Here is a 26,069-nt window from a genome sequence, read left to right as displayed (position 1 = left end):
ATAAAATAGTTTTAATAAGTATTGCAGAAGGAAGAATGCAAAGCAATTCTTTTCACTGACAAAAGCGTGATATATGGCTAGAATTATGGGATAACGATTGTAAGAGGGATTATATGAATAGTAGAAACTATGAGGTATTGAAAGCCTTGCTGGAAAGTGAACAGACCTTTTCTGTAAAAGAATTGGCTGACATTGCGGGGTGTTCAGAAAAAACGATCAGGAATGATTTTAAAGTCATAGATGAATGGCTCAATACGGAAACAAACTTAATTTTAGTAAGGAAACCCGGATTGGGCATCTTTATTGAAGGAAAAAAGGAAGAAAAAGCAATTGTTCTTCAAAGAATTATGAAAACGAACGGTGAAGAGGTCTCTGACACTTTAAGGAAACAAAACGTCATCAAAATGCTGCTGTTAAAAGATGGCCCCTCGACTTTACAGGAATTTGCCGAGCATTTTTATGTCAGCAAGACCATTATCCGGAATGATCTTGAAGAAGTTGAAGAATGGCTGGCAAGGTTTGATTTACGATTATTAAAGAAGCAGGGACATGGAATTGAAGTTATAGGTGTAGAGAAGAACTGGCGAACCGCACTTTCACAGGTCACCCATATGATCATCAAAGCCGCTGCGGAGGAACGGAAATCGGTTGTAAGTATATTTGCACAAGGAGAAATTGATTTTACCAAGAGCAGGTTAAGGAAATTGGAAGGCAAGCTTGGTTTTTCTTTTACCGATGAGGCCCTTGAAAACCTTGTGACTCATATTTTAATTTCTATTAAAAGAGTGAAGCAAGGAAGCAGGATTGAGCTTTCAGATGAGGATATGGCTCTTATTGAAAAGAAAACCGAATATAATGTAATCCGTAATTTTGCCAAGGATCTTGAGAAAGCTATGGCGATCAACCTTCCAAGGGAAGAAATTATTTATATCACATTACGGATTCTTGGTTCTAAGATATATTACCCTTCTACAATTGATGTGGCTAAATTGGGAAATGAGCTGGCAAAACTGGACCAGGATGCTGTTTCTTTTACAAAAAAACTGATATCAGCCGTTTCCGATGTGACTGGAGACCCTTATTATAATGACCATCATCTTTTGATAGGGCTTGCATTGCATATGCAAACGACTTTTTACCGGCTAAAATATTCCTTCCCGGTGGAGAATCCGTTGCTCAATGACATAAAGAGTATGTATTTTACTCTATTTGAAACGATTTTTTATGTGATGCCAGCTGTTCTGCAGGGTGTCCAAATTACCGTTCCTGAGGACGAAATTGCTTATATTACTCTGCATTTTCAAGCTTCCTTTGAGAGGCTTGGAAAGCAGACGTTCAACAATAGGAAAGTTTTACTGGTCTGTTCAATGGGTGTTGGTATGTCACAGCTGATGCAGACCAAGCTTGAAAGAAAATTTCATAACCTTGAGATTGTGGGTACTTCTTCAGTAAAAGATGTTAAAAAGGAAATCAATGATAAAAACCCAGACCTAATCATCAGTACAGTTCCCTTTGAAAGTGGCCCGGTGCCGATTATTACGGTTTCTCCTTTTTTAATGTTAGAAGAGGAACGGAAAATAAAAGACATGTTAGAGAATCCAGTTCTTGAGCAGAAAGAAACGAAGTTCCAAACAATCAGCCATCTGATGGAGAAAGAACTTATCGTTATTAATCCTGACCGGGATACAAGGCCGGGGATCATTGGCAGGCTCTCAGATATCCTGATAGAAAAAGGGTATATTGAACCTGAATATAAACAATCGGTTTTTACACGGGAAGAGCAGTCCTCTACCGTAATTGGCTGCGGCATTGCCATTCCGCACGGCAATCCCGATTTTGTTAAGGAAGCTAAATTGGCAGTGGCATTGTATCGAGAGCCAATACAATGGGGGAGTGATCAGGTGTCAGTAGTGTTTCTTCTAGCGATAGACCATGAAAGCAAAGGATTGTTAAAAGAGTTGTTCAAAGAAATCTCCAAAATGATGGACGACAATTTAACGCTCTTTAATCTGGCTAAAGCTTCAACTCCTGAAGAGGTATTGAAAATCATAAATTAGTGAAAGCGCTTTTACTTAATTTACTTTTACCGCAACTTACGGTAAAAGTAGTTCTTTTGGATGGGATTGTAAGCGTTACTATAAGAATGTAATTATTATTAGTTTACTTTTACTGGAGGTAAAATAAATGAAGTTATTGGCGATTACGTCCTGTCCAAATGGTATTGCCCATACGTATATGGCAGCAGAAAGTCTTCAGAAAACAGCTGAAAAGCTGGGTGTTTCCATGAAGGTAGAAACTCAAGGTTCAATTGGCGTAGAAAATGAATTTACAGCAGCAGAGATTGCGGAAGCAGACGGCATTATCATTGCTGCAGATAAAACAGTAGATAAAAGCCGGTTCGTTGGCAAAAAGCTAATTGAAACTGGCGTTCAGGATGGTATTCATAAAGCAGAGGATTTAATTAAACGCTTTGAAACTGATAATGTGCCAGAGTATAAAGGTGACCTTAAGTCCATCAATGAAGTGAAAGAAGATAGAAAGAGCAAGCAGAATCCTGTATACCGTCACTTGATGAATGGTGTATCCTACATGATTCCATTCGTTGTAGTAGGAGGACTATTGATCGCTCTTGCTTTGGCACTAGGTGGTGAACCAACAGATACTGGTCTGGCGATTCCTGAAGGTTCTATGTGGAATAAAGTTCTTAGCGTAGGTTCTGCAGGATTCACTTTCATGGTTCCAATCCTTGCTGGTTTTATCGCAATGAGTATTGCTGACCGCCCTGGTCTTGCTCCTGGTATGATCGGCGGATATATCGCAGCTAACGGAAGTTTTTATGACAGTGAAGCAGGTGCTGGTTTCCTTGGCGGAATCCTTGCTGGTTTCGTAGCGGGTTACATTGCTAAGTGGATTAAGACATGGCCGGTTCCAAAGATGATCCAGCCAATCATGCCAATCCTTGTTATTCCACTTTTAGCATCATTAGCGATAGCAGCATTGTTTATATTCGTAGTAGGTGCTCCGATTGCAAGCTTGATGGATGGATTGACTTCATTCCTAAATGGCATGCAGGGAGCGAGCAGTATCGTTCTGGCTTTGCTTCTTGGCGCAATGATTGCGTTTGACATGGGTGGCCCTGTTAACAAGGTTGCGTTCCTGTTTGGTGCAAGTATGATTGGAGCAGGTAACACTGAAATCATGGGAGCGATTGCTGCGGCAATCTGTGTACCGCCACTGGCTATGGGCGTTGCAACATTATTGAACAAAAAGAAATACGAGAAAGCTGAACAGGAAGCAGGTAAAGCTGCGCTGGCAATGGGTCTTGTAGGTATCACAGAGGGCGCGATTCCGTTTGCGGCGAAAGATCCGCTCCGCGTTATTCCTAGTATCATGGTCGGATCCATGGTAGCATCCGTCATCGCCATGCTCGGCAACGTGGGAAATAACGTACCGCACGGAGGACCGGTAGTAGCTGTCCTTGGAGCCATTTCCAATCCGGTTATGTACTTCATTGGCATTATTGCAGGGGTAATTGTAGCAGCATTAATGGTTAACGTATTAAAAAAGAACGTCTAAAATCAACTTTGCTTAGCATCTGATAGGAGTGTTATAAATGAAATTAACAGATTTGACTAACCGCGAGCTTATTAGCACTGAGCTTAAAGGCTCAACCCAAAAAGAGATTATCGATGAATTGATCGAAAAGCTTGATGGAGCAGGTGTGCTTAAAACAAAGCGTAAATTCAGGAAAGCGATTGAAAAACGTGAAGACGAAGGCAGCACAGGAATAGGTTTTGGTATTGCCATTCCTCACGGCAAGTCAAAAGCTGTAACAACTCCTCAGGTTGCTTTTGGGATCAAAAGGGATGGAGTGGATTGGAAAAGTGCTGACGGATCGTTGGCCAAGCTCGTCTTCATGATTGCAGTTCCAGAAGAAAGCGCTGGGAACGAGCACTTGAAGATCCTGCAAATGCTGTCCCGTAAATTAATGAATGAAGAGTTCAGAGCGTCTCTAATCAATGCCCAGACAACAGAGGACGCATATAAGCTTCTTGAAGAAATCGAATAGTATAAGTGAAGAGGAGAGATGAATTGATCTCTTCTCTTTTTTATATGATAGGAGGAGACTTTGTCATGCTGAAAGAAATCCATAAAGGTCTGGTTGTATCATGCCAGGCACTTGAAAATGAACCATTACACAGCCCAGTTATCATGGGCAGAATGGCTCTCGCTGCAGAGCAGGGAGGAGCTGTCGGAATCCGGGCAAATACAGCAGCTGATATAAAGGAAATAAAGAAAAATGTAAATCTGCCGGTTATTGGAATTGTTAAACAGGACTACCCTGATTCTGAAGTATACATCACTCCTACGATAAAAGAAGTGGATGAACTAGTCGTTGCTGGGGCTGAGATGGTTGCCGTTGACGCAACAAATCGGAATCGTCCTGGTGGATGGGATTTGAAAACCTTCTTTAGCGAAGTGAAAAAGAAATATCCTCTGCAGATGTTTATGGCTGATGTATCAACTTTGGAAGAGGCCGAATTTGCACAGGAATTGGGATTTGACTGTGTTTCTACTACATTAGTAGGCTATACCGAAGGGACAACCGGACAAAAAATATATGAAAATGACTTTGAGGTTTTAAAAGAAATGGTCGCTAAAGTAAAAGTTCCAGTTATCGCTGAAGGGAACATTCTTACACCTGAGATGGCCAGAAGATGTTTGGAATTAGGGGCACACGCCGTTGTTGTTGGGGGAGCCATTACCAGGCCGCACACTATTACGAGAAGGTTTTTGGAATCGATGGAGGGATAATTTTAAATATCAGTGCGGAAGTTTTGCTTACAGATGTTACAAAAGAAACATTTCGTTTCATATCTATATTGTAGATAACACCAAAGGTAATCTTGCATCTAGGGGAGCTGCCGACAACCCAACGGTAGTCTAGGGACATAATTTTGTCCGGGTAGAGGGAGGACCTTTTAATCCATATATGAAGTACACTCGTTTAAAATAGTTTGCGAATATATAAAATAATACTGACTGGTTCATAAATCCTATTTAATATAATGAGTAGATTATATTAATCAGGTGGATGGGATGAATTTTGAAAATTGAGAGTGTTGTATGTAACTTGAAAAATTTTATGAGAAACAGCAATTTAGTTCCGCTAGAAGTAATGATTCTAAAAGAATGGAACAGAATTACTGAGCCTTTAAACTATAAGTTGCTCGGCGCTGAGACAAAAGAGTTGGTAAAAGTAATTGCTAAAGAAAAGGAAGATGCCAATTTTATTCAACTGAGTGAAAAAGAAAAGCGGTTACTTAATTTGTTAAATGAAGCGGTCCGGGAAGTCAAACTTCCATATGCTAAGAAGCTTTTTTTTGAGCACAAAGAATTGTATGACCTTTCCTATGCACAAAGATTGTTAACTTCAGATGCTCGGTTCATGTGTTATGCAAGGAGTCGGGGAATCTAATAATACTCAAGGGTCGAAGACATAATGCAAACAAAACAACCATCCATTTTGAAAGAGGGGATGGTTGTTTTGTTTGCTGAATGAACTAATTTCTTAGTTTCTGCGCTATAACTAATTAATCCGCTCAATCCTCACAGCACAAGCCTTAAACTCCGCAGTCCCTGCAAGTGGATCAGTAGCAGAATTCGTTAACAAATTCGTGCTAGCCTGATCAGGAAAATGGAAGGACATAAAGACTAAGCCCTTTGGCTGCTTTTTGCTGATGTTGATTTTGGTTACGACACTTCCTCTTCTTGAGCTTACCCTTACCTGGTCACCGTCTTGGAAGCCATATTTTACGGCATCGTCTGCGTGAATTTCTAAGGCTTCTTCTGCATTTTTCGCTTTTTTATAATCTTGTGTTTGTACGCCTGTATTATAAAATTGCAGTCTGCGGCCGGTAGTCAGCATTAAAGGGAATTCCTCATCCGGCTCCTCTGCAGGAGGCTGGTAGTGGGTGGGCATGAATTTTGCCTTCAACCCAATCTCTTTTGACCAGAGTCGGCTGTGGAGGAAAGGGGTTCCTGGATGATTTTCATCTGGACATGGCCATTGCAGGCCGCCTTCTTTGTCAATTCGTTCGTACGTGATTCCGGCAAAATTAGGGGCAAGCTTGCGGATTTCCTCCCATATTTCTTCCGCCGACTCATAGTTCCATTTCGCTCCCATCTTATTGGCGATGTCCTGGATGATGTCATGGTCATGCCGGGACACACCGGGTCCTTTTAGAGCAGGACGGACGCGTTGAATCCGACGTTCGGAGTTGACCAGTGTCCCATCATTTTCAGCCCAGCCTGTTGCCGGAAGAACGACGTCGGCAAGCATCGCTGTTCTAGTCATTAAAATGTCCTGGACAACGAGGAAATCGAGGTCTTTGAAGATCTTTTCCACCTGATTTCCATTGGCATCCGATTGGACGGGGTTTTCGCCAATCACATAGACGGCCTTTATTTCATTTTTCTCCATTGCCTCGAGCATCAATGTTTGGTGCTTGCCGATCTTTTCTGGAACTGGAGCACCCCAGACCTGTTCATGCAATTTTCTGCCTTCAGGGTCGTTGTAATTCCAGCCGCCAACGAGCCTGTTTGGCAGGGCCCCCATATCTCCGCCACCCTGGACATTGTTTTGCCCACGCAATGGATTGAGCCCAGAGCCATACTTCCCGATATGCCCGGTCAATAAGGCTAGATTGATCAAGGCAAAGACATTTTCGGTTCCGTTATGATGTTCGGTAATTCCCAATGTCCAGCAGATCGTTGCTTTATCGGCATTTGCATAAAGCCTGGCGATGTCCCGAATATCATCCGCAGGAATGCCGGTGACTTGCTCCGCGAATTCCGGAGTGTAGTTCTTGACTTCTTCCTTATACTTCTCAAACTGTGCTGTTGCCTTTTGAAGGAATTCTTTATTCACTAAATCCTCTTCAATGATGACATGGCCCATCGCATTCGCCAGAGCAATATCGGTTCCGACCCGGACTGGCAGCCATTTGTAGGCCAGTTTCGTCTGGTCAATTTGACGGGGGTCGATGACGACCATTTTTGTCCCATTTTTAATGCCGCGGCGCATATGGTTAAAAATAATCGGGTGACATTCCTGCGTGTTGCTTCCCCAGACAAGAATCACATCGGTGTTCTCCAGTTCATCATAAGACCCCGTGGCAGCACCCATACCGAACACAGTCACCAGACCGGTGACGCTTGGAGCGTGTCAGGTTCGGTTACAGCTATCGATATTATTGGTGCCAATAACCGTCCTCATGAACTTTCCGGCGAGATAATTCAGCTCATTGGTCGATCTCGAAGAACTGAAACAGCCAAAGGCATCCGGTCCATGGTTTTCTTTAATATCCGCAAATTTTTCTGCTATCAAATTCAACGCTTCTTCCCAGCTCGCGGGTGTCAGCTCTCCATTTTTTCGGATCAACGGCTGGGTCAGCCTCCGGTCGCTATGGAGATATCCCCATCCCAGTGCGCCTTTTACACAGGTTTCCCCGTGGCTTGAAGGGTTTTCCTTATAACCTTTTACTTTGCTAATCTTGTTATCTTCGGTTTCGACGACAAGACCGCATCCTGTCCCACAAAAACCGCATATCGTTTCCACTTGATTTGGTTGCGTATGCATTTCGGTTTCATACCCCCTTAATCGATCATTTCTACAATTCGGTCTGGCCTTGTGTACACATTCAAGGAATTGTTCCGGATAAAACCAACCGTCGTCATGCCCAGTTCTTCTGCAAGCTCAAGTGCCATTTCTGTCGGTGCGGATTTCGATAGCACCACCTCGCATCCGATTTTGGCGACCTTTGTGACGATTTCAGACGAAATTCGTCCGCTGAACACGATGATTTTATCTGCCAATGAAATCTGATGACGGAGACAATAGCCATATATTTTATCCAGGGCGTTATGGCGTCCAATATCCAGGCGGGACAGCAAGACACCGTCTTTTGTGCACAGTGCCGCATTGTGGACCCCGCCTGTATCCTGGAAAACAGATGAAAGATTCTGCATCTCATCCATTAATCGAAAACAATCTTGATAGGTTAGTAGAACATTCACCTGTTTAAAATGGTGCGATAGCCTTGCATCGTTAAAGAAGACAAATCCCTGTCTGCTTTTGCCGCAGCAGGAGGTGATATAACGCTTCGAGTGAAACTTTTCATAAAAAGGGTTGGTATAGCTTGTTTTTACATGGGTAAAACCTTCTTTTTCCTGAACCCATAAATCCTCGATATCGGCAAATTTCCTGATCACACCTTCTGAAGCTAAAAATCCAATGGCCATATCCTCAATGTTTTCCGGTGTACAGACGAGAGTAGCAAATTCTTTTTCATTCAATTTGATCGTAAAAGGTTTTTCGGTCGCAATATCGTCCTCTATTTTTTCAACGTTCCCATTTTCATAACGGGTAATGGTTCGTTTCGTTCTCGTCATTTTCACGATTCTTGTTTCCTCCCCGTCCAAAAACAAAATAGGTAGAACGGGAATCTAAGCTGTTATTTCTGATTCATTTTGTTTTCGAAGCTTAGCCATATCCACCCTGATCAGCAGGGAAATGATGAAGGCTGCGACAAATAACCCTGCAAACACCGATAAGCTGCCGGCATACGAACCGGTAGTATCTTTTATATAGGCGGCAAACATTGGTCCCACTAGGCCGGCCGCTGCCCACGCTGTCAAAATGTAGCCATGGATGGCACCGAGCTGTTTTGTGCCAAATAAATCACCGATATAGGCAGGGATAGACGCGAATCCTCCGCCATAGCAAGTATAAATGACGGCAAGCATCACCTGGAAAAGCAGGGCATTCGTTGTGTGCGGAAGCATGAAAAACAATCCGATTTGCAGGATGAAGAAGGTTGTATACGTATTCGGCCGACCAATGAAATCGGAAATCGATGCCCAGCCAATCCTGCCGAGGCCATTAAAGATTCCGATTGCCCCAACCATAGCGGCAGCGGCGGCTGTCCCAATTCCAATCGACTCCATCGCGAGCGGTTTCGCCACCGCCAAAATCGCGATGCCGCAGGTGACATTGATGAACAGCATCAGCCATAAATACCAGAAACGGGTTGTTTTTACCGCTTCGTTCGCTGTCAGCTGGGAAAGGTCCATGACTGGCTTTGCGGTACCAGACTCAACCTTCTCCTTAAAGCCCTCCGGCATCCATCCTTCAGGCGGCTTTTCCAAATACAAAGACGATGCGGTCATTAAAATGAAGTAAGCACTTCCTAAAATGAAAAACGTGTTTGCGACGCCAACACTTTCAATCAAACTGTTCATGATTGGGCTGGATACGGCTGCAGCAAAGCCAAATCCCATGATCGCAAGCCCCGTGGCAAGCCCGCGCCGGTCAGGGAACCATTTTACGAGCGTAGACACCGGTGCTATATAGCCAACACCAAGTCCAATCCCTCCTAAAACTCCGTAAAACAGATAAAGGAGTATCTTAGAACCTAGCAAGACGGCAATCCCGGAACCAGCAATCCCTATTCCAAAAAAGGTCGCCGCAAGAAGTCCAGACTTCCTCGGACCATGCTTTTCCACAAAATGACCCAAAAAGGCCGCAGCAAGACCCAGGAACAAAATGGCGATACTGAAGGTAAGGGCCACTTCAGAATCAGACCAGCCAAACAACTCTTTCAACGGGTTCGTAAAATTACTCCAAGCATAAACAGAACCAATCGAGATATGAATCCCCACAGCGGCAGCAGCAATCAACCAGCGATTTTTCTTCGTTTCAGCCATTCACTGTTTCCCCCTTTATAAACTTGTTTACAAGCTTTGATATACTTTATGACAATAAATGTTACGAAATTCGAACAATTTTTAGTAAAGGAATAAGAGAAGGGGAGTTCTTCATTACTTTCTTTCAAGAGAACAGAATGAATATGATGCCGATGGATTCCTGGTCATTTCTAATATAATAGGATCTTCTTCTTCACTATGACTAAATTTAACTTAGCAAAGGTCCTGATTATTTCAATTCTAAAATGCTCACAAAAAGTTAGTTTATCTTCTGGACAAACTAAGTGCACGTTGTTAAAATGAAATTAATTAAACAATTAAAAAATAAGAGGGGGAAATGGTTCGTGAAAAAATGTAAGGGTTTTCTATCGGCTCTGCTTGTCTTTGTTTTAGTGCTTGTTGTTTCTGGATGTGGACAGGATGCTGGCGGCAAAGGGGCCAGCAGTGACGCCAAGGACGAGGGGAATGGCAAGTTAAGAATCGGCCTGTCGGTCTCCGACTTAACATTGGAGCGCTGGCAGCATGACAGGGATTTCTTTGTTGATAAAGCAGAGGAATTAGGTGCAGATGTATTGGTTCAATCGGCAAATGGTGATGAGGCGAAACAAGTTTCCCAGATTCAGAACATGATTTCTCAAGATATTGACGCACTTGTCATTATCGCGATCAACTCTGATGCTCTTACAACAGTAGTGGACCAGGCAAAAGCTGAAGGGATACCAGTTCTTGCTTATGACCGCTTAATAAATGGTACTGATATTGATGCTTATGTTTCTTTTGATAATGTAAGGGTTGGAGAAATGCAGGCTGAATATTTAGTAGAAAAAGTGCCAACAGGAAAGTACTTCTTGATGGGCGGCTCCCCAACTGATAACAATGCGAAAATGTTCAGAGAGGGCCAAATGAACATCATCCAGCCGCTTGTTGATAAAGGCGATATTGAAGTTGTTGGTGACCAGTGGGCAAAAGGCTGGGACGCAAACGAGGCTCTTAAGATCATGGAAAATGCTTTAACTGCCAATAAAAATGATATTGACGTGGTGGTTGCCTCAAATGATAGTACGGCTGGCGGAGCGATTCAAGCACTAGAGGCTCAAGGTCTTGCAGGTAAGGTTGCCATTTCGGGCCAGGATGCTGACTTGGCAGGTGTTCAGCGTATCGCTGAAGGGCTTCAAACAATGACCGTCTATAAACCTATTAAAGCGATTGCCGAGAAAAGTGCTGAGGTTGCCGTACAACTGGCTAAGGGCGAAAAACCTGAAGCTGATTCAACAGTGAATAATGGAAAACTGGATGTGCCTTTCATCAAGCTTGATCCAATCAAGGTAGGAAAAGAAAACATTGTTGATACAGTCATCAAGGATGGATTCCACTCTTATGATGATGTTTATAAAAATGTACCTGAAGGTGAGCGTCCAGCACGCCCTTAATAAAAGGAATCAAGATTCATTAGCGCTCCTGGCAAATCAAATGATAGGCAGTCAGTCTGGCTTTAAATTTGTTCGCCAGGAGTTTTTCTATCTGTAAAACTACGAAATTTAAGCTTAAGGTGGTGAAGCGGAAATGACACCCTATGCTCTCGAAATGAAGGGTATTACGAAGGAGTTTCCCGGAGTTAAAGCTTTGGACAATGTTACCTTTTCAGTCCGTAAAGGTGAAATCCATGCACTTTGTGGCGAAAATGGTGCTGGCAAGTCAACCTTGATGAAGGTTTTAAGCGGGGTTTATCCGCATGGTACATATGAAGGGCAAATTTTAATAAATGGCCAGGAAGTTCAGTTTAAATCAATTAAAGAATCACAGGATGCCGGTGTAGCGATCATCTATCAAGAGCTGGCATTGGTTGAGGAAATGTCTGTGGCTGAGAATTTATTTTTAAGTCACGACTATATGAGAGCAAAAGTCATCAATTGGAACAGGATTTATTCGGAAGCACAAAAGTGGCTGGACCAAATTGGCCTTGATATTGATCCGCAGACCAGAGTGGGAGATTTGACAGTCGGAAAGCAGCAGCTGATTGAAATAGCGAAGGCTTTGACAAAAAAGACCGATATATTGATCCTTGATGAGCCGACAGCAGCATTGACTGAAAGTGATGTCGAGATTTTAATGAAGCTGCTCAATGATCTTCGCGCTAAGGGTGTTACTTGCATCTACATATCACACAAGCTTGGCGAAGTAATGGCACTGGCAGATACAGTCACGATTTTAAGGGATGGCCAGACAGTCAGCACGGATCCAATTAATGAGCTATCAGAGGATAAGATCGTAACGAAGATGGTAGGCCGTGAGTTAAAAGAGCTGTTTCCATATGAAGCGCATTCCATCAGCAATGAAAAGATCCTTGAGGTTCAAAACTACTCTGCGATCGACGAAAGCGGAAAAACGGTTATTGATAATGTGTCTTTTTCCTTGAGAAAAGGTGAGATATTAGGAATCGCAGGATTGATGGGCGCAGGAAGATCGGAATTATTCATCAGTCTTTTTGGCGGCCTGAAAGGAAAGAAGCACGGAACTGTTTCAATCGATAATAAGGTATTGGATATTAAAAAGCCGGCAGATGCCATAAAAGCAGGACTTGCCTATGTCTCTGAGGATCGTAAGCGATATGGCCTTGTGCTTGGTATGGATATTGCCAAGAATACGACATTGACGGCTTTAAATAAGGTCATGAAACTGAAGGTGATTGACCAGGCCCTTGAAGTGAAAAGTGCTTCTGAAATCAACAGCAGGATGAAGCTGAAAGCTCCGAACCTTGAAACAAAGGTGGGGCAATTAAGTGGAGGGAACCAGCAGAAAGTCGTTTTAAGTAAATGGATCCTGAATGACCCTAAGGTATTGATCCTCGATGAGCCAACGAGAGGGATTGACGTTGGTGCAAAATATGAAATTTACAAGATCATTAATGAGCTTGTCCAGCAGGGAGTAGGGATTGTCATGATTTCTTCCGAGCTGCCGGAAGTCCTGGGGATGTCAGACAGGATTCTGGTCATGTCGGAAGGGACCATTACAGGAGAACTCTCAAGAGACGAAGCGACACAGGAAAGAATCATGACATTCGCAACAGGAGGGAAGAAACGTGAATCAATTGCCAACAGTTGAGAATACAGCAAAGGTGAATAGGGGACTCAGCTTCAAGTTTGACATGCAGGCTTACACTCTTATCATTGCATTGGTTTTAATCGCGATTATTTTTGGCTTTTTTACAGGCGGCGAGTTCTTATCTTCGCGCAATATATCAAACTTATTTACGCAAATGTCCGTGATTGCGGTTCTTGCAATTGGGATGACTTTAATTATTGTCGCCGGCCATATTGACTTATCTGTCGGTTCATTAGTCGGTTTGACAGGCGGCATTGCTGCAATTTTACAGGTATGGTATGACTGGAACACATTGATGGCCGTGCTTGCTGCAGTCGTAATCGGGGCCGTCTTTGGCTTATGGCAGGGATGGTGGGTCGCTTACCGTGCCGTACCAGCCTTCATCGTGACCCTTGGCGGAATGTTAATCTTCCGTGGAATTTTGATTGGACTCAGTAAAGGGCAGACTGTTGCTCCGATGAATGCCAGCTTTAAAGAAATCGGGAATAGCTATTTCCCTTACATTCCAGGCTACATTCTTGCAGTCATCAGCATTGTCCTGCTCTTCTTTTGGACTGCTAGAAACCGTAAGAAGAGAGAGAGCATGGGGCTGATTCTGCCGTCTGCCAAAATGGATTATGGCAAGATTTCCGCCTATTCGTTCTTCATCCTATTGATTACTTATATGTTAAACCGCTACCTGGGTATTCCGCTTCCTATTTTGATTGTAGTTGTCCTTGCCGGAATCTTTATTTTCATCTCCAATAAAACGGCATTTGGAAGATATGTTTATGCAATTGGCGGCAATCAGGAAGCTGCTGCGCTTTCCGGCATTAATATTAAAAAGAACACACTCTGGGTTTTCATCACCATGGGTGCCCTTGCCGGAGTTTCAGGTGTTCTATTGACAAGCAGATTGAACGCAGCAACAGTAAGCGCAGGAAACATGTATGAGCTCGATGCGATTGCGGCCTGTGTCATCGGTGGAACAAGCTTGATTGGCGGCAAAGGGAAAATTGTTGGTGCGCTGATCGGTGCATTGATCATGGCAAGTATCGATAATGGGATGAGCATGATGAACATCGAAACCTTCTGGCAATATATTGTGAAAGGCCTGATTTTGATTGTCGCAGTTTGGATTGATATTTCAAGCAAGAAATAGGCAGTCCATTCATCAAGACGTATAATTAAGGGAGGAATGTTCGATGCGAAAAATTAAATGGGGAATTCTCAGTACCGCTAACATAGCGCAGACGCAAGTCATTCCTGCCATTCAACGATCTGCGCTTGCAGAGGTTGAAGCGATTGCCAGCTCGAATGGCAAGGGTGCTGCGGCAGCTGCGGAACTGAATATTCAACGAGCATATGAAACCTATGAAGAACTGCTGCAAGACCCGAATATCGATGCTGTCTATATTCCGCTGCCTAACAGCCTTCACCGGAAATGGGTTCTCGAAGCGGCCAGACACGGGAAACATGTTCTTTGTGAAAAGCCGGCAGCTCTAACTGCTGAGGAAATGATCGAGATGGACAGGTACTGCAAGGAACAGAGTGTAGTATTCATGGAAGCCTTTATGTACCAATTTCATCCTCAGCATGAGCGTGTGAAGGAAATCATCGCCTCTGGTGAAATTGGGGAGGTTAAGCTGATGCGAAGCAGTTTCTCCTTTTACATGGAGGACCGTGACACGAACATCCGTATGGATCGAAGTCTGGGTGGCGGCAGTATTTATGATATTGGCTGCTATTGCATCCATGCGATGCGGACGGTTTTAGAAGCCGAGCCTGCGAATATCCGTGTACATGGTAAGCTTGACCCGGATACAGGCGTAGATGTTTCAGCTGTTGCCTACATGGAATTTGACCAAGGCATTCAAGGTGTCTTTGATTGCAGCTTTGAGGCATCATTCAGAAATGAATATGAGATAGTCGGAACAAAGGGAAGAGTCCTGGTACCAAATGCTTTCCGTCCGGATGTCAGTGACGGGGTAGGATCCATAACGGTTGAATCTGATGGCCAGCAAAGAACCGAGCAGGTTGAAGGAGATATTTATTTAGGAGAAGTGGATCACTTTTCAGAAGCGATTCTTGAAAAGAAACCGCTGATTTATCCAGCAGAAAAGACCATCGCAAATATGCGTGTCATTGATGCCTGCTATTCCTCTTTGGAAAAGGATGAAAAGGTAACAGTATAAAGATTGGATAATAACCTGGGACATGGGGACCGTTCCTTTGTCCCACCGATATGAACATGGAGGTTATCAGTGTGAAAAATTCCAAGCAGAATGAACCTTTGGTTACGCATATTTTTACGGCAGATCCTTCCGCGCATGTTTTTGAAGGCAAGCTTTATATTTATCCTTCGCATGACCTTGATCATGATGAGCCTTCCAATGATAATGGTGACCAGTATAAAATGGAGGATTATCATGTCCTTTCCATGGAAGGTGCCGATGCCCCATGTATTGACCACGGGGAAGTGCTTCATCTAAAAGATATCCCCTGGGCAAGCAAGCAGCTTTGGGCTCCTGATGCTGCATACAAAAATAATACCTATTATTTATTTTTCCCGGCGCGCGATCAAGAGGGGATTTTCAGGATTGGCGTCGCGACAAGCCAGAATCCTGCGGGTCCTTTCAAGCCTGAGCCGAATTATATTCCTGGCAGCTTCAGTATTGACCCGGCGGTGTTAGTGGATGAGGATGAAAAAGCATATGTTTATTTTGGCGGCCTCTGGGGTGGACAGCTTGAAAAGTGGCAGACAAGCAAGTTCGTCCCTGATGCTGAAGGCCCAGCTCCAACGGCACCTGCTCTAGGGCCAATCGTTGCTGAATTAACGGATGATATGCTGGATTTCAAAGGGGAGCCAAAGGAAATCTCCATTGTTGATGAAGATGGCAATCCAATTCTGGCAGGCGAAGAGGACCGCAGATATTTTGAAGGTCCATGGGTCCATAAGTACAATGGTCTCTACTATCTTTCTTATTCTACCGGCACGACTCATAAAATTGTTTATGCTGTCAGCGAGAATCCACAGGGGCCATTTGTGTTCAAAGGCACGATTCTTACACCTGTCAGCGGCTGGACAACCCACCATTCGATTGTTGAGTTCAAGGATAAATGGTATTTATTCTATCATGACTGCTCGATGTCAGGCGGCGTGAACCATAAACGTTCGGTAAAATTCACGGAACTAAAATATAATGAAGATGGAACGATCCAAACGATTAATCCTTATGGTGATCGATAAATTTACAGAGAAAAACCCGATTCATTGGCTGAATCGGGTTTTGTTTGTTATCTATGCTTCTTCTGTTTTAATAAAATTGTCTACGACAAAAGCAGATACTCCCAAAGCAGTTGAATATTTTCCAAGCTTTGAAAACTCCAGGTGTGTCTCTTTTTGGTGGAACGCAAGTGTATGGTTCTCGATCGTTGTAAGAATAGGCTGCTCAATCCATTCTCTTACCATGGCTAAACGGTTTCCAATGATCACCTGGTCAGGATTGAAGGTATTAATGATGTTATTAATTCCGAAGCCTAAGTACTGGCCAATCTTTTCAAAAAGGTCGATTGCTGATTTTTCTCCGTTTTGAGCAAGCTCAATCAGCGATTCCAGTGAATCAATACTTTCTCCGGCCATTTCCAGCAGGGCGTTTTCAGAGGCATAGGCTTCCCAGCATCCTCTGCTGCCACAGTTACAATGTTTCCCGTTCAATTCAATAATCATGTGGCCCATTTCACCTGAAAATCCACTTTTCCCCTGGTAGAGCTCATTGTTTAAAATAATTCCGACACCGATTCCAATTCCTGCACTGACATAGAGGATGTTTTCATAATCCTGGCCTGCGCCAAACTGCTGCTCGCCAACAGCCCCGGCATTTGCCTCATTTTCGATAATAATTGGGACATTAAACATCTTTTCCAGGTCATCTTTTAGTTGGATGTTCGTCCACCCTAAATTTGGAGCAAGCAGGACGGACCCCTCTTTATTAACGATCCCTGGGACACCCACGCCAATGCCGACAATGCCATATCTGCTCTCAGGCATGGCATCCATAAGCGATTGAATCATTGTTTGAACGTTATTCATAATGGCCGAATAAGAGGTTCGAGATAAGTTCTGGCTTTTTTCAACGATGATCTGTCCTTTTAAATCAGTTAAAACCGCCAGGATATAATTGACGCCAATGTCGATGCCAATCGCATATCCAGCCTTTTTATTGAAATGGAGGATGACAGGCCTCCTGCCGCCGCTTGATACCCCTGGGCCAGATTCATAAATAAGATCTTCTTCTAATAATTCATTGACTAAAGAAGAAACAGTCGTCTTATTCAATCCTGTTACACCGGCGATATCCGCCCGGGAAATCGTCTCTTTTTCAATGATCAAACTCAGGACAAGTGCTTTATTATTTTTCTTTACAACATGCTGATTCCACGTCAAAGTTCCCACTTTTTTAACCCCTTATACGATAATATCTTTATTTTAACACAAACTTAGTTGTTCAAACATACAAACTTGTAATCATCCACTAAATAACTTTTCAAATCTAGAACGGGGGTAACCGTTATTGTGTAGTGTTAATTATGGGGGTTACTATGAACCTATTGATAAAACTTCAAAATTTCTTTAGGTTATCTTAGTTTATCAGATAGACAAACTAAGTATCGGATGCTATAATTTGTTTGTAGCAACGTTGTAGAAAAAACTTTTGTAAGCATTTACATTTTATTAAAAACCAGGGAGGAATTACGGCATGGCTTATCTTGAATCAGTAAACAAAATCCAATTTGAAGGTCCACGCTCCAACAATCCTTTTGCATTTAAATATTATAATCCGGAAGAAAAAATCAATGGAAAAACAATGGAGGAAATTCTTCGTTTCTCTGTAGCTTACTGGCATACATTCACCGCTGATGGAACTGATCCATTCGGTGTTGGAACTGCAATCCGTTCATGGGATCGTTACCAGGGCATGGATCTGGCAAAAGCACGTGTTGAGGCAGCATTTGAACTTTTTGAAAAACTGAATGTTCCTTTCTTTGCTTTTCACGATGTAGACATCGCTCCAGAAGGCAGCACTTTAAAGGAATCGAACGAAAACCAGGACGAGATTGTTTCCATGATTAAAGGATACATGAAAACAAGCAAGACAAAGTTGCTCTGGAACACGGCGAATATGTTCACGAATCCACGATATACTCATGGTGCTGCGACTTCTCCAAATGCTGATGTATTTGCATATTCTGTAGCGAAGGTAAAAAAAGGTCTTGAAGTGGCAAAAGAACTTGGTGCCGAAAACTATGTATTCTGGGGCGGTCGTGAAGGCTATGAAACATTGCTTAATACAGATATGAAGCTTGAACAGGACAACCTGGCCCGCTTCTTCCATATGGCAGTCGATTATGCAAAAGAGATCGGCTTGAATGTACCATTCCTGATTGAGCCAAAACCAAAAGAGCCTACTAAGCACCAATACGACTTTGATGTTGCTACTGGTCTAGCTTTCTTGCAAAAATACGACCTGACAGACTACTTCAAGTTCAATATTGAAGCAAACCACGCTACCCTTGCCGGCCATACGTTTGAGCACGAACTAAGAACGGCACGCATTAACGGAATGCTCGGTTCAGTGGATGCGAACCAGGGTGATACACTGCTTGGCTGGGATACAGATGAATTCCCTACAGATTTGTATACTAACACACTGGCAATGTATGAAATCCTGAAAAATGGCGGATTGGGAAGCGGCGGCTTGAACTTCGACGCAAAAGTAAGAAGAGGTTCTTTTGAGGCAGAAGATCTTTTCCACGCACATATTGCCGGCATGGATGCATTTGCAGTCGGCTTGAAAGTGGCAAACAAATTAATAGAAGATAAAGTGCTTGATAGCTTCATTGAAGAACGCTACAGCAGCTATACTACTGGAATCGGCTTAAAGATTGCAGAGGGCAAGACTAACTTCCGTGAACTTGAAGAATATGCTTATCAATTAACGGAAATCAAAAACCTGTCTGGAAGAACAGAACGCTTAAAAGCAGTCATCAATCAATACCTGCTGGAAACACTTTCAAGCGTAACAGTATAATTTTTAAATAAGCATTGGGGTTGTCTAAAAAGAGAAGTGCTAAGTCCTTACGATGAGGACCAGCCCTGTTAGACAGCCCCATTTCTATAGAATAGGAGGATCACGATGAAATACGTCATCGGTGTGGACCTTGGCACAAGTGCCGTTAAAATACTGCTGGTCAATCAAAATGGGGAAGTTTGCAAGGAAGTTTCAAAATCTTATCCGCTAATCATTGAAAAGTCTGGTTACAGTGAACAGAACCCTGAGGAATGGGTCGAAAAAACCACTGAGGGGCTTGCTGAACTAATAGGCCAATTTGATGGAGATGCCAGTGAAATTGAGGGCATCAGCTTTTCCGGTCAAATGCACGGACTTGTCTTATTGGACGAAAACCATCAGGTCTTAAGTAATGCGATTTTATGGAATGACACAAGGACTACGAAGCAATGTGAGGAGATTTACAGTGTTGTTGGCAAAGAGAGGCTGCTGGAGGTAACGAAGAATCCTGCATTGGAAGGTTTTACTTTGCCAAAAATCCTCTGGGTAAAAGAAAATGAGCCGCAGCTATTTGAACGTGCCAGCACTTTTTTGCTTCCTAAGGATTATTTGCGTTATCGCATTACTGGGAAAATCCAGATGGAATACTCGGATGCTGCCGGGACTTTATTGTTGAACGTGGCTGAGCGTCAATGGAGCCAGGAAATCCTCGAGGCATTTGGACTTTCTCCTGAATTTTGTCCTCCATTGGTGGAATCCCATGATTTCGTTGGCAATCTTTCACCTGAATTTGCGGAGGCAACCGGGTTATCAGAAGGAACAAAAGTGTTTGCCGGCGGTGCTGATAATGCTTGCGGCGCGATTGGCTCCGGGATTTTATCAGAAGGGAAAAGCCTGTGCAGTATCGGAACCTCTGGAGTTGTTCTATCTTATGAAGAAAGAAATGACCTCGATTTTGCAGGAAAGGTTCATTATTTTAATCATGGGGAAGAGAATGCATATTACACGATGGGCGTGACGCTGGCAGCCGGTTACAGTCTAAGCTGGTTCAAGGATACCTTTGCAAAACAGGAAGAGTTTGACCAGTTTTTAGCGGGAGTGGATGAGGTGCCAGCCGGCAGCAATGGGCTGTTATTTACTCCTTATATTGTCGGGGAGAGAACACCGCATGCCGACTCAGCTATCCGCGGCAGTTTTGTCGGCATCGATGCTTCACACGAGCGCAAGCACTTTGCACGCGCCGTGCTTGAAGGAATCACTTTCTCCTTGAATGAATCCATTGAGATCTTCAGAAGCAGCGGAAAGACCATTGATTCCATCATCTCCATCGGCGGCGGAGCGAAAAACGAAACGTGGCTGCAAATGCAGGCAGACATTTTCAATGCGAAAATCGAAAAGCTGGCAAGTGAACAGGGACCTGGAATGGGAGCGGCAATGCTCGCTGCATATGGCTGCGGCTGGTTTTCGTCTCTGAAGGATTGCGCGAAAGCATTCATTCAAGTCTCTAAAACCTATGAGCCAATCCCGAAAAATGTTGAACAATATAAGAAGCTCTTTTCGATTTATCAAAATGTATACACACAGACAAAGACTCTTAATGACCAGTTAAGAGAATTCAGGAGATAACATCCCCCACTTAATGTGGGGCTTTCTTTTAAAAGGCTCTTTTCTCAAACTTTGTTGCTATCGACTACAAAATGAGATTGAATGACCCAGGTTTCTTAACAAAATTGAAACTTATTATAGAAAAGAGCTTACACACTTAAAAACGAACTGCAAAATGGCTTTATATCACGTTAAAATCGGCTTTAAGATTTTAACACCAATCTTTACGAAAACAGCCTTTAAAAAAGAGAGGAGGATCTGTATGGAAGTTTTGAAAGAGAAATTCGGACAGATCGACAGCCAGCCTGTGCATTCATTTACTTTTAAAAATGATCATGGGATGGAAGTGACGGCCATTAATTATGGCTGTATCATCACTAAAATGAATGTTCCGGATCGAGATGGGAAATGTGAAAATATTGTCCTCGGCCATGACACGCTTGATGAGTATCTCAAAGATCCTTATTTTCTTGGTGCGGTGGTAGGACGTGTGGCAGGTCGCCTTAAGGGTGGCAGCTTTGAACTGGATGGTAAAAATTATACACTGGCCCAAAATGATAACAGTAACCATCTTCATGGTGGATTAGAAGGGTTCGACAAGGTGGTTTGGGATGCAAAAGTCATTGACGACGGTGTTCTGTTTTCCTATTTAAGCAGGGATGGCGAGGAAGGCTATCCGGGGAATTTATACATAGAAGTAACTTACAGACTGAATAACGACAATGAATTATCGATCCAGTATCGGGCGCAAACAGATCAAAAAACGCTGCTTACTGTTACGAACCACTCTTATTTTAATCTGAGTGGAAATTTGAAACGGGATGTTTTAGATCATTCATTGTATTTGAAAAGTTCGCGGTTTCTTGAACTTGATGAGGAATTCCTGCCGACCGGCAGTATTTTAGATGTCGAAGGAACGCCATTTGATTTTACAAAAGGTGGTACAGTAAAAAGGGGAGCTGAATCGGCTCACCCCCAAAATGTTCTCGTTGGAAATGGATATGATCATCCGTTACTATTGGATACAAATCATGATCATGAGATTGTATTGAAAGACCCTGATAGCGGGCGTACGCTGACGGTTGAAACGGATGAACCTGCTGTTGTCGTGTACTCGGGGAACTCTTTGAAAGCGGAGGGTGACTTCAGGGGTGTACCTTCCAGAAAGCATTTGGGAATCTGTCTGGAAACACAAGCCTATCCTGATAGCATCCATCACCCTCGTTTTCCATCAATGGTTCTGGAAAAAGGGGAAATGTATTCATCAATCACAAGATATAAATTTGGATTGGAATAAGGAGATGAAATAATGAATTACCGTGAGTTAGGAAATACCGGGATCAAGATCAGTGAAGTGAGCTTTGGAACATGGGCAATCGGCGGATCTTGGGGAAAGACGAATGATGCAGAAGCGTTAAGGTCCCTGGAGTACGCAATTGACCAGGGTGTCAATTTCTTCGATACAGCCGATGTTTACGGTGACGGCCATAGTGAAGAGTTGTTAGCGAAGGCCACCAAAGGCAAGGAAGACCAGATTCATATCGCGACAAAATTCTGCCGCCAAGGTGATATATTCGATCCAAAAAACTACAGCTATGAAACAGTCAGGTCTTATTGTGAAGATAGCCTTCGCCGATTGAACAGGGAAGCAATTGATTTGTATCAAATCCATTGCCCGGCAACAGAGATATTGCGGGATGGCAGCGTATTTGAAGTGCTTGATCGTCTCCAGGAAGAAGGGAAAATCCGTCACTACGGAGTCAGTGTCGAAACGGTGGAAGAAGGGCTGATCAGCCTCGAAAATCCAAACGTCAAAAGCCTGCAAATCATTTTTAATATGTTCCGCCAGAAACCGCTGGAAACACTAATTCCTGAAGCCTATCAAAAAGGGGTAGGGCTGCTGGTAAGACTGCCGCTTGCAAGCGGGCTGCTGACTGGTAAGTTTACGGCTGGGCATGTATTTGAAGAGGATGACCACCGCCGTTTCAATGAAAATGGAGAAGCCTTTAATGTCGGGGAAACCTTTGCCGGCCTAGGGTTCAAGAAGGGTGTTGAACTGGCCGACCAGCTGAAGTGGATTGCCGAAGGCCGCCAATCGATGGCAAGTGCAGCACTACGCTGGATCCTCGACCAAAAAGAGATTACCTGCATCATTCCTGGATTTAAAAACATTGACCAAGTAAAGGATAATCTCGGCACACTCGAAACCAAGCCATTCACAGAAGAAGAACTGCAGACAATCCAGCGTTTTTATCAGGAGAATGTTAGGGACTTTATCAGAGGGCCTTACTGATACTAATAGCCAGAAAGATACCCTTATAAGGAAGGAAAGAGCCAAATAAGGGCATCTTAGAGCTAGAAATGGTACCTTCCTGAATAAATCATAAGCAATCGGGGCACAAATTTTAATTTTGTGCTTTCTTTTTTGATTTTAAATGATAGATGCTAAGTCTAACTGTTTTATAATATTTGCAAGGGGTTTTCCGACAAGACAAGCCTCTTACAAGCTAACGAATGTGCTATAAGGCAATATGATTGGACTGTGGTTGGAGGGATTGGATGAATACGTTGGCAAACCGGGCTTTTGCGGCTACGGAATGGATTACGAAATTTGCCTATATAAATCTTTTGTGGATGGGATTCTCGCTGGCGGGGCTTATTGTCCTGGGATTCTTCCCGGCGACGGTTGCGATGTTTACGATCATTCGCAAATGGCTGAAAGGGGAGACGGAGATCCCGATATTCCGTACCTTTTGGACAACCTGGAAATCGGAGTTTTTCCGCAGCAATGGTTTAGGATTGCTTGTAGCTGCAGTAGTTGGGCTGATTGTTTTTAACATGGTCTTCGTAGAAAAGTCAGTAACCGGATTTACAAGTGTGATTCAAATACCCATCTATTTGTTCATGTTTGCCGCCATCATGACCATAATGTATCTATTCCCGGTATATGTCCATTTTGAATTGAAGTGGTTCCAGATGGTCAAAAATTCATTCTTGATGATGCTGATCAGCCCGATTGAAAATATCGTGATGATCGCAGGAATCATTGCCGTGTTATTCGTGGTGAAATTCATCCCGGCATTAGGCTTCTTCTTCGGCGGCAGTCTCATAGCAGTGATTATCATGTCCGCGGCTTATCTTGTTTTCGGGAAGATGGACAGGAAAAGGCGTGTAACTGAGTAGCGATATAGTTATCATAAGGACCCGATGATGCCAGTGGGTTGTGTCTGACGATCACAAGAAGAGGCAACATGTGCCCGTGAAGCGAGAAAAAGTGGTCTGACGGTCACGAGAAGAGGCAACATGTGCCCGTGAAACGAGAAAAAGTGGTTTGACGGTCACAAGAAGAGGCAATATGTGCCCGTGAAACGAGAAAAAGTGGTTTGACGGTCACAAGAAGAGGCAACATGTGCCCGTGAAACGAGAAAAAGTGGTTTGACGGTCACAAGAAGAGGCAACATGTGCCCGTGAAGCGAGAAAAAGTGGTCTGACGGTCACAAGAAGAGGCAACATGTGCCCGTGAAGCGAGCGAATGTGGTCTGACGGTCACAAGAAGAGGCAACATATGCCCGTGAAACGAGAAAAAGTGGTCTGACGGTGACAAGAAGAGGCAACATGTGCCCGTGAAACGAGAAAAAGCGGTTTGACGGTCACAAGAAAAGACAACATGTGCCCTAAGCGAGAAAAAGCGCACTTTATTTGCCATAAAAAGACAGATATCAAAAGCTTCCTTTTGATATCTGTCTTCTTCTCCATATCAACCCTTCACAGATCCAGCGGCCATCCCCTCAACAATCTTGTCACTCAAGAACAAGAAAGCTAAAAGAATCGGTACAATACTGATGACTAGAGTTGCGCCAATCGCGCCCCAATCTGTTAAGTATTGACCTACGAAGTTATTGATCCCAACCGTCAGCGTCTTCCAGTTGTCTGAACTGATGAAGGTGTTTACAAACACGAATTCATTCCAGTTGTAGATCATATTGATGATTGCAGTTGTTGACAGGACAGGTACGGTCATTGGCAGGGTGATCTGGAAGAAAATCCGGTGGACTGAGCATCCGTCCATGACCGCTGCTTCTTCGATTTCACGCGGGAAGGTCCTGTAAAAGCCGAGCAAAATCATGATCGTTAAAGGCAGGTTGAATGCCGTATAAGATAAGACAATCGATACAGGGCTATTAATTAGACCAGCATTGTTATACATATTGAACAAAGGAATCAAGGTCGAATGCAGTGGAATCATATAAGCCACCAGGAACAATCCCAGAACTAGGCCGCTAAGCTTCCAGCTCATGCGTGTAACGGCAAATGTCACGAAACTGGCCAGGATGATCGTAAGGGCAACGGATAAAACGGTGATCCACACGCTATTGAAGAAATACACCCCGATGTTGCCGGAAGTCCAGGCCTTTGTGTAGTTGCCCCATTGCGGGTCTTGAGGCAGCGAGAAAGGTGACATCCCGAATACTTCCTGATTGGTTTTCAATGAAAAGAACAACAGCCATACCAATGGGTAAATTTGAATGACAGCAAATAACCCTAATATTAGATAAAGAAATCCAAATCCGATTTTGTTCAAGTAAGACTTCTTTATTTTTTGAGGGGCGGGAAGGGTTGTTGCTGCTGGTTGTGTACTAACCTGACTCATTCTATTTCACTCCCTTAAAATTGAACATCGTCTTTAGATTTCGTTAATTTCGAAATTAACCAGGTCATGAAGAGGGCGATTACCAATAGTCCAAAGCCGATGGCACTTCCATAACCGAAATTATTCAACTTGAATGCTTCTTTGTACATGTAGGAAGCCATTACTTCACTGGCTCCGTTAGGGCCTCCGCCGGTCATGACATAAATCAAATCAAAGTATTTCAGGGATCCCACTACTGCCAGCATGATTGTCACTTTGAAAACTCCTGAAATCAGGGGCAGTTTGATTTTATAAGCAATCTGCCATGAGTTGGCGCCATCAATTTTCGCTGCTTCAATGATTTCATCGGGAACGTTCTTTAATGCAGCATAATAGATAAGGATATAAAATCCTGCAAACTGCCAGATAATCGGAATGAAAATCGCATATAGCGCGATCTCAGGGTCTGCCAGCCAAATTGGCGTGTTTTCGACACCGAACATTTCAAGTAATTTATTGGCCATCCCGTTTGTTGGATCGAAAATCTTCATCCAAAGCTGGGCGATGGCGACTGAGGATAATAGCATCGGGATCAGGTATATTTTCCTCAATAAATCTGATCCTTTGATTTTACTGGCTAAAACCAGCGAAATGGCCAGGTACAGCAGCAAGCTTGCTGTAGAGAATATAGCTAAAAGAAAAGAGTGATAGGTACTTGTCCAGAACATTTTATCCTGGATAAGGGTGATATAGTTATCCAGCCCAACAAATGTCATCTCGCCGATTCCGTCCCAGTCCATGAAGCCATAGTAGCCTGATAATACAATTGGAATATAGATAAGGGCGAGGATCAGCAGTAATGCTGGGAGCGTATAAAGGGCGATCACGTATTTATTCGACATAACATTTTTCAT

The 26,069-nt window shown here is 43.4% G+C and carries 19 protein-coding genes and 2 pseudogenes; 14 read left to right on the top strand and 7 right to left on the bottom strand.

Going from position 1 to position 26,069, the window contains the following annotated elements:
* The first annotated feature begins 113 nt into the window (after window positions 1-113).
* The 4 genes and pseudogenes from M3593_RS13215 (at window position 114) to M3593_RS13200 (ending at window position 5,479) form a co-directional block, all read left to right on the top strand.
* Entirely contained in the window at window positions 114-2,057 is a 1,944-nt protein-coding gene (locus tag M3593_RS13215) for a BglG family transcription antiterminator (protein ID WP_251542765.1), read from the top strand.
* Between the two features lie 127 nt (window positions 2,058-2,184).
* Window positions 2,185-4,069: pseudogene (locus M3593_RS13210) on the top strand (fructose-specific PTS transporter subunit EIIC).
* Between the two features lie 65 nt (window positions 4,070-4,134).
* Window positions 4,135-4,815, top strand: a complete 681-nt coding sequence (locus tag M3593_RS13205; protein ID WP_251542768.1) for an N-acetylmannosamine-6-phosphate 2-epimerase — start codon at window positions 4,135-4,137, stop codon at window positions 4,813-4,815.
* 292 nt (window positions 4,816-5,107) lie between these two features.
* Window positions 5,108-5,479: a hypothetical protein gene (locus M3593_RS13200; RefSeq protein WP_251542770.1), complete on the top strand. Its 372-nt coding sequence runs from the start codon at window positions 5,108-5,110 to the stop codon at window positions 5,477-5,479.
* 111 nt (window positions 5,480-5,590) lie between these two features.
* Here M3593_RS13200 and fdhF read toward each other — a convergent pair whose 3' ends face one another.
* The 4 genes and pseudogenes from fdhF to M3593_RS13180 form a co-directional block, all read right to left on the bottom strand.
* Complete coding sequence (gene fdhF / locus M3593_RS24265; protein WP_353056097.1) at window positions 5,591-7,456, bottom strand: formate dehydrogenase subunit alpha; 1,866 nt, start codon at window positions 7,454-7,456, stop codon at window positions 5,591-5,593.
* Window positions 7,457-7,480: 24 nt separating this feature from the next.
* Window positions 7,481-7,642: pseudogene (locus tag M3593_RS24260) on the bottom strand (hypothetical protein); the annotation flags it as partial.
* A gap of 17 nt (window positions 7,643-7,659) precedes the next feature.
* A complete protein-coding gene (fdhD, locus tag M3593_RS13185) occupies window positions 7,660-8,460 on the bottom strand; it encodes a formate dehydrogenase accessory sulfurtransferase FdhD (RefSeq protein ID WP_251542775.1) in 801 nt (266 codons plus the stop codon).
* A 48-nt stretch (window positions 8,461-8,508) separates the two neighbouring features.
* Window positions 8,509-9,768, bottom strand: coding sequence for an L-lactate MFS transporter (locus tag M3593_RS13180; RefSeq protein ID WP_251542777.1), 1,260 nt, complete (start codon window positions 9,766-9,768; stop codon window positions 8,509-8,511).
* Window positions 9,769-10,112: 344 nt separating this feature from the next.
* Between M3593_RS13180 and xylF the strand changes: the two genes are divergently transcribed.
* The 5 genes from xylF to M3593_RS13155 all read left to right on the top strand — a co-directional run bounded on the left by xylF (window position 10,113) and on the right by M3593_RS13155 (window position 16,099).
* Complete coding sequence (xylF, locus tag M3593_RS13175; protein ID WP_251542779.1) at window positions 10,113-11,198, top strand: D-xylose ABC transporter substrate-binding protein; 1,086 nt, start codon at window positions 10,113-10,115, stop codon at window positions 11,196-11,198.
* A gap of 133 nt (window positions 11,199-11,331) precedes the next feature.
* The gene (locus tag M3593_RS13170) at window positions 11,332-12,870 is read left to right on the top strand and encodes a xylose ABC transporter ATP-binding protein (RefSeq protein WP_251542781.1); all 1,539 of its coding nucleotides are present in this window, start codon (window positions 11,332-11,334) and stop codon (window positions 12,868-12,870) included.
* The gene (locus M3593_RS13165; RefSeq protein WP_483308962.1) at window positions 12,857-14,011 is read left to right on the top strand and encodes a sugar ABC transporter permease; all 1,155 of its coding nucleotides are present in this window, start codon (window positions 12,857-12,859) and stop codon (window positions 14,009-14,011) included. Before M3593_RS13170 ends, M3593_RS13165 begins: the two co-directional genes overlap by 14 nt.
* 43 nt (window positions 14,012-14,054) lie before the next feature.
* Window positions 14,055-15,044 (top strand): Gfo/Idh/MocA family protein, encoded by a 990-nt coding sequence (locus M3593_RS13160; RefSeq protein WP_251542783.1) that lies wholly within the window; start codon window positions 14,055-14,057, stop codon window positions 15,042-15,044.
* A 71-nt stretch (window positions 15,045-15,115) separates the two neighbouring features.
* Window positions 15,116-16,099, top strand: a complete 984-nt coding sequence (locus M3593_RS13155; protein ID WP_251542784.1) for a glycoside hydrolase family 43 protein — start codon at window positions 15,116-15,118, stop codon at window positions 16,097-16,099.
* Window positions 16,100-16,150: 51 nt separating this feature from the next.
* Here M3593_RS13155 and M3593_RS13150 read toward each other — a convergent pair whose 3' ends face one another.
* Window positions 16,151-17,305: an ROK family protein gene (locus M3593_RS13150; RefSeq protein WP_251542786.1), complete on the bottom strand. Its 1,155-nt coding sequence runs from the start codon at window positions 17,303-17,305 to the stop codon at window positions 16,151-16,153.
* A 304-nt stretch (window positions 17,306-17,609) separates the two neighbouring features.
* Here M3593_RS13150 and xylA point away from each other — a divergent pair, with 304 nt between their 5' ends.
* The 5 genes from xylA to M3593_RS13125 all read left to right on the top strand — a co-directional run bounded on the left by xylA (window position 17,610) and on the right by M3593_RS13125 (window position 23,708).
* Window positions 17,610-18,941, top strand: coding sequence for a xylose isomerase (xylA, locus tag M3593_RS13145; RefSeq protein WP_251542788.1), 1,332 nt, complete (start codon window positions 17,610-17,612; stop codon window positions 18,939-18,941).
* 105 nt (window positions 18,942-19,046) lie between these two features.
* Window positions 19,047-20,546, top strand: coding sequence for a xylulokinase (gene xylB, locus M3593_RS13140; RefSeq protein WP_251542790.1), 1,500 nt, complete (start codon window positions 19,047-19,049; stop codon window positions 20,544-20,546).
* A 241-nt stretch (window positions 20,547-20,787) separates the two neighbouring features.
* Entirely contained in the window at window positions 20,788-21,822 is a 1,035-nt protein-coding gene (locus tag M3593_RS13135; protein WP_251542792.1) for an aldose epimerase family protein, read from the top strand.
* Window positions 21,823-21,834: 12 nt separating this feature from the next.
* Window positions 21,835-22,818 carry an aldo/keto reductase gene (locus M3593_RS13130; protein WP_251542794.1) on the top strand — a complete coding sequence of 328 codons (984 nt, stop codon included), beginning with the start codon at window positions 21,835-21,837 and terminating at the stop codon, window positions 22,816-22,818.
* Between the two features lie 266 nt (window positions 22,819-23,084).
* Window positions 23,085-23,708: a YesL family protein gene (locus tag M3593_RS13125; RefSeq protein WP_251542796.1), complete on the top strand. Its 624-nt coding sequence runs from the start codon at window positions 23,085-23,087 to the stop codon at window positions 23,706-23,708.
* 574 nt (window positions 23,709-24,282) lie between these two features.
* Here the strand turns inward: M3593_RS13125 and M3593_RS13120 are convergent.
* Window positions 24,283-25,176 (bottom strand): carbohydrate ABC transporter permease, encoded by an 894-nt coding sequence (locus M3593_RS13120; protein ID WP_251543274.1) that lies wholly within the window; start codon window positions 25,174-25,176, stop codon window positions 24,283-24,285.
* Between the two features lie 14 nt (window positions 25,177-25,190).
* The gene (locus M3593_RS13115) at window positions 25,191-26,069 is read right to left on the bottom strand and encodes a carbohydrate ABC transporter permease (RefSeq protein WP_251543272.1); all 879 of its coding nucleotides are present in this window, start codon (window positions 26,067-26,069) and stop codon (window positions 25,191-25,193) included.

It is taken from the genome of Mesobacillus sp. MER 48, from assembly GCF_023714225.1.
Taxonomy (GTDB): Bacteria; Bacillota; Bacilli; order Bacillales; family Cytobacillaceae; genus Mesobacillus; species Mesobacillus oceanisediminis_A.
This window is presented reverse-complemented; position numbering and strand designations above follow the sequence as displayed.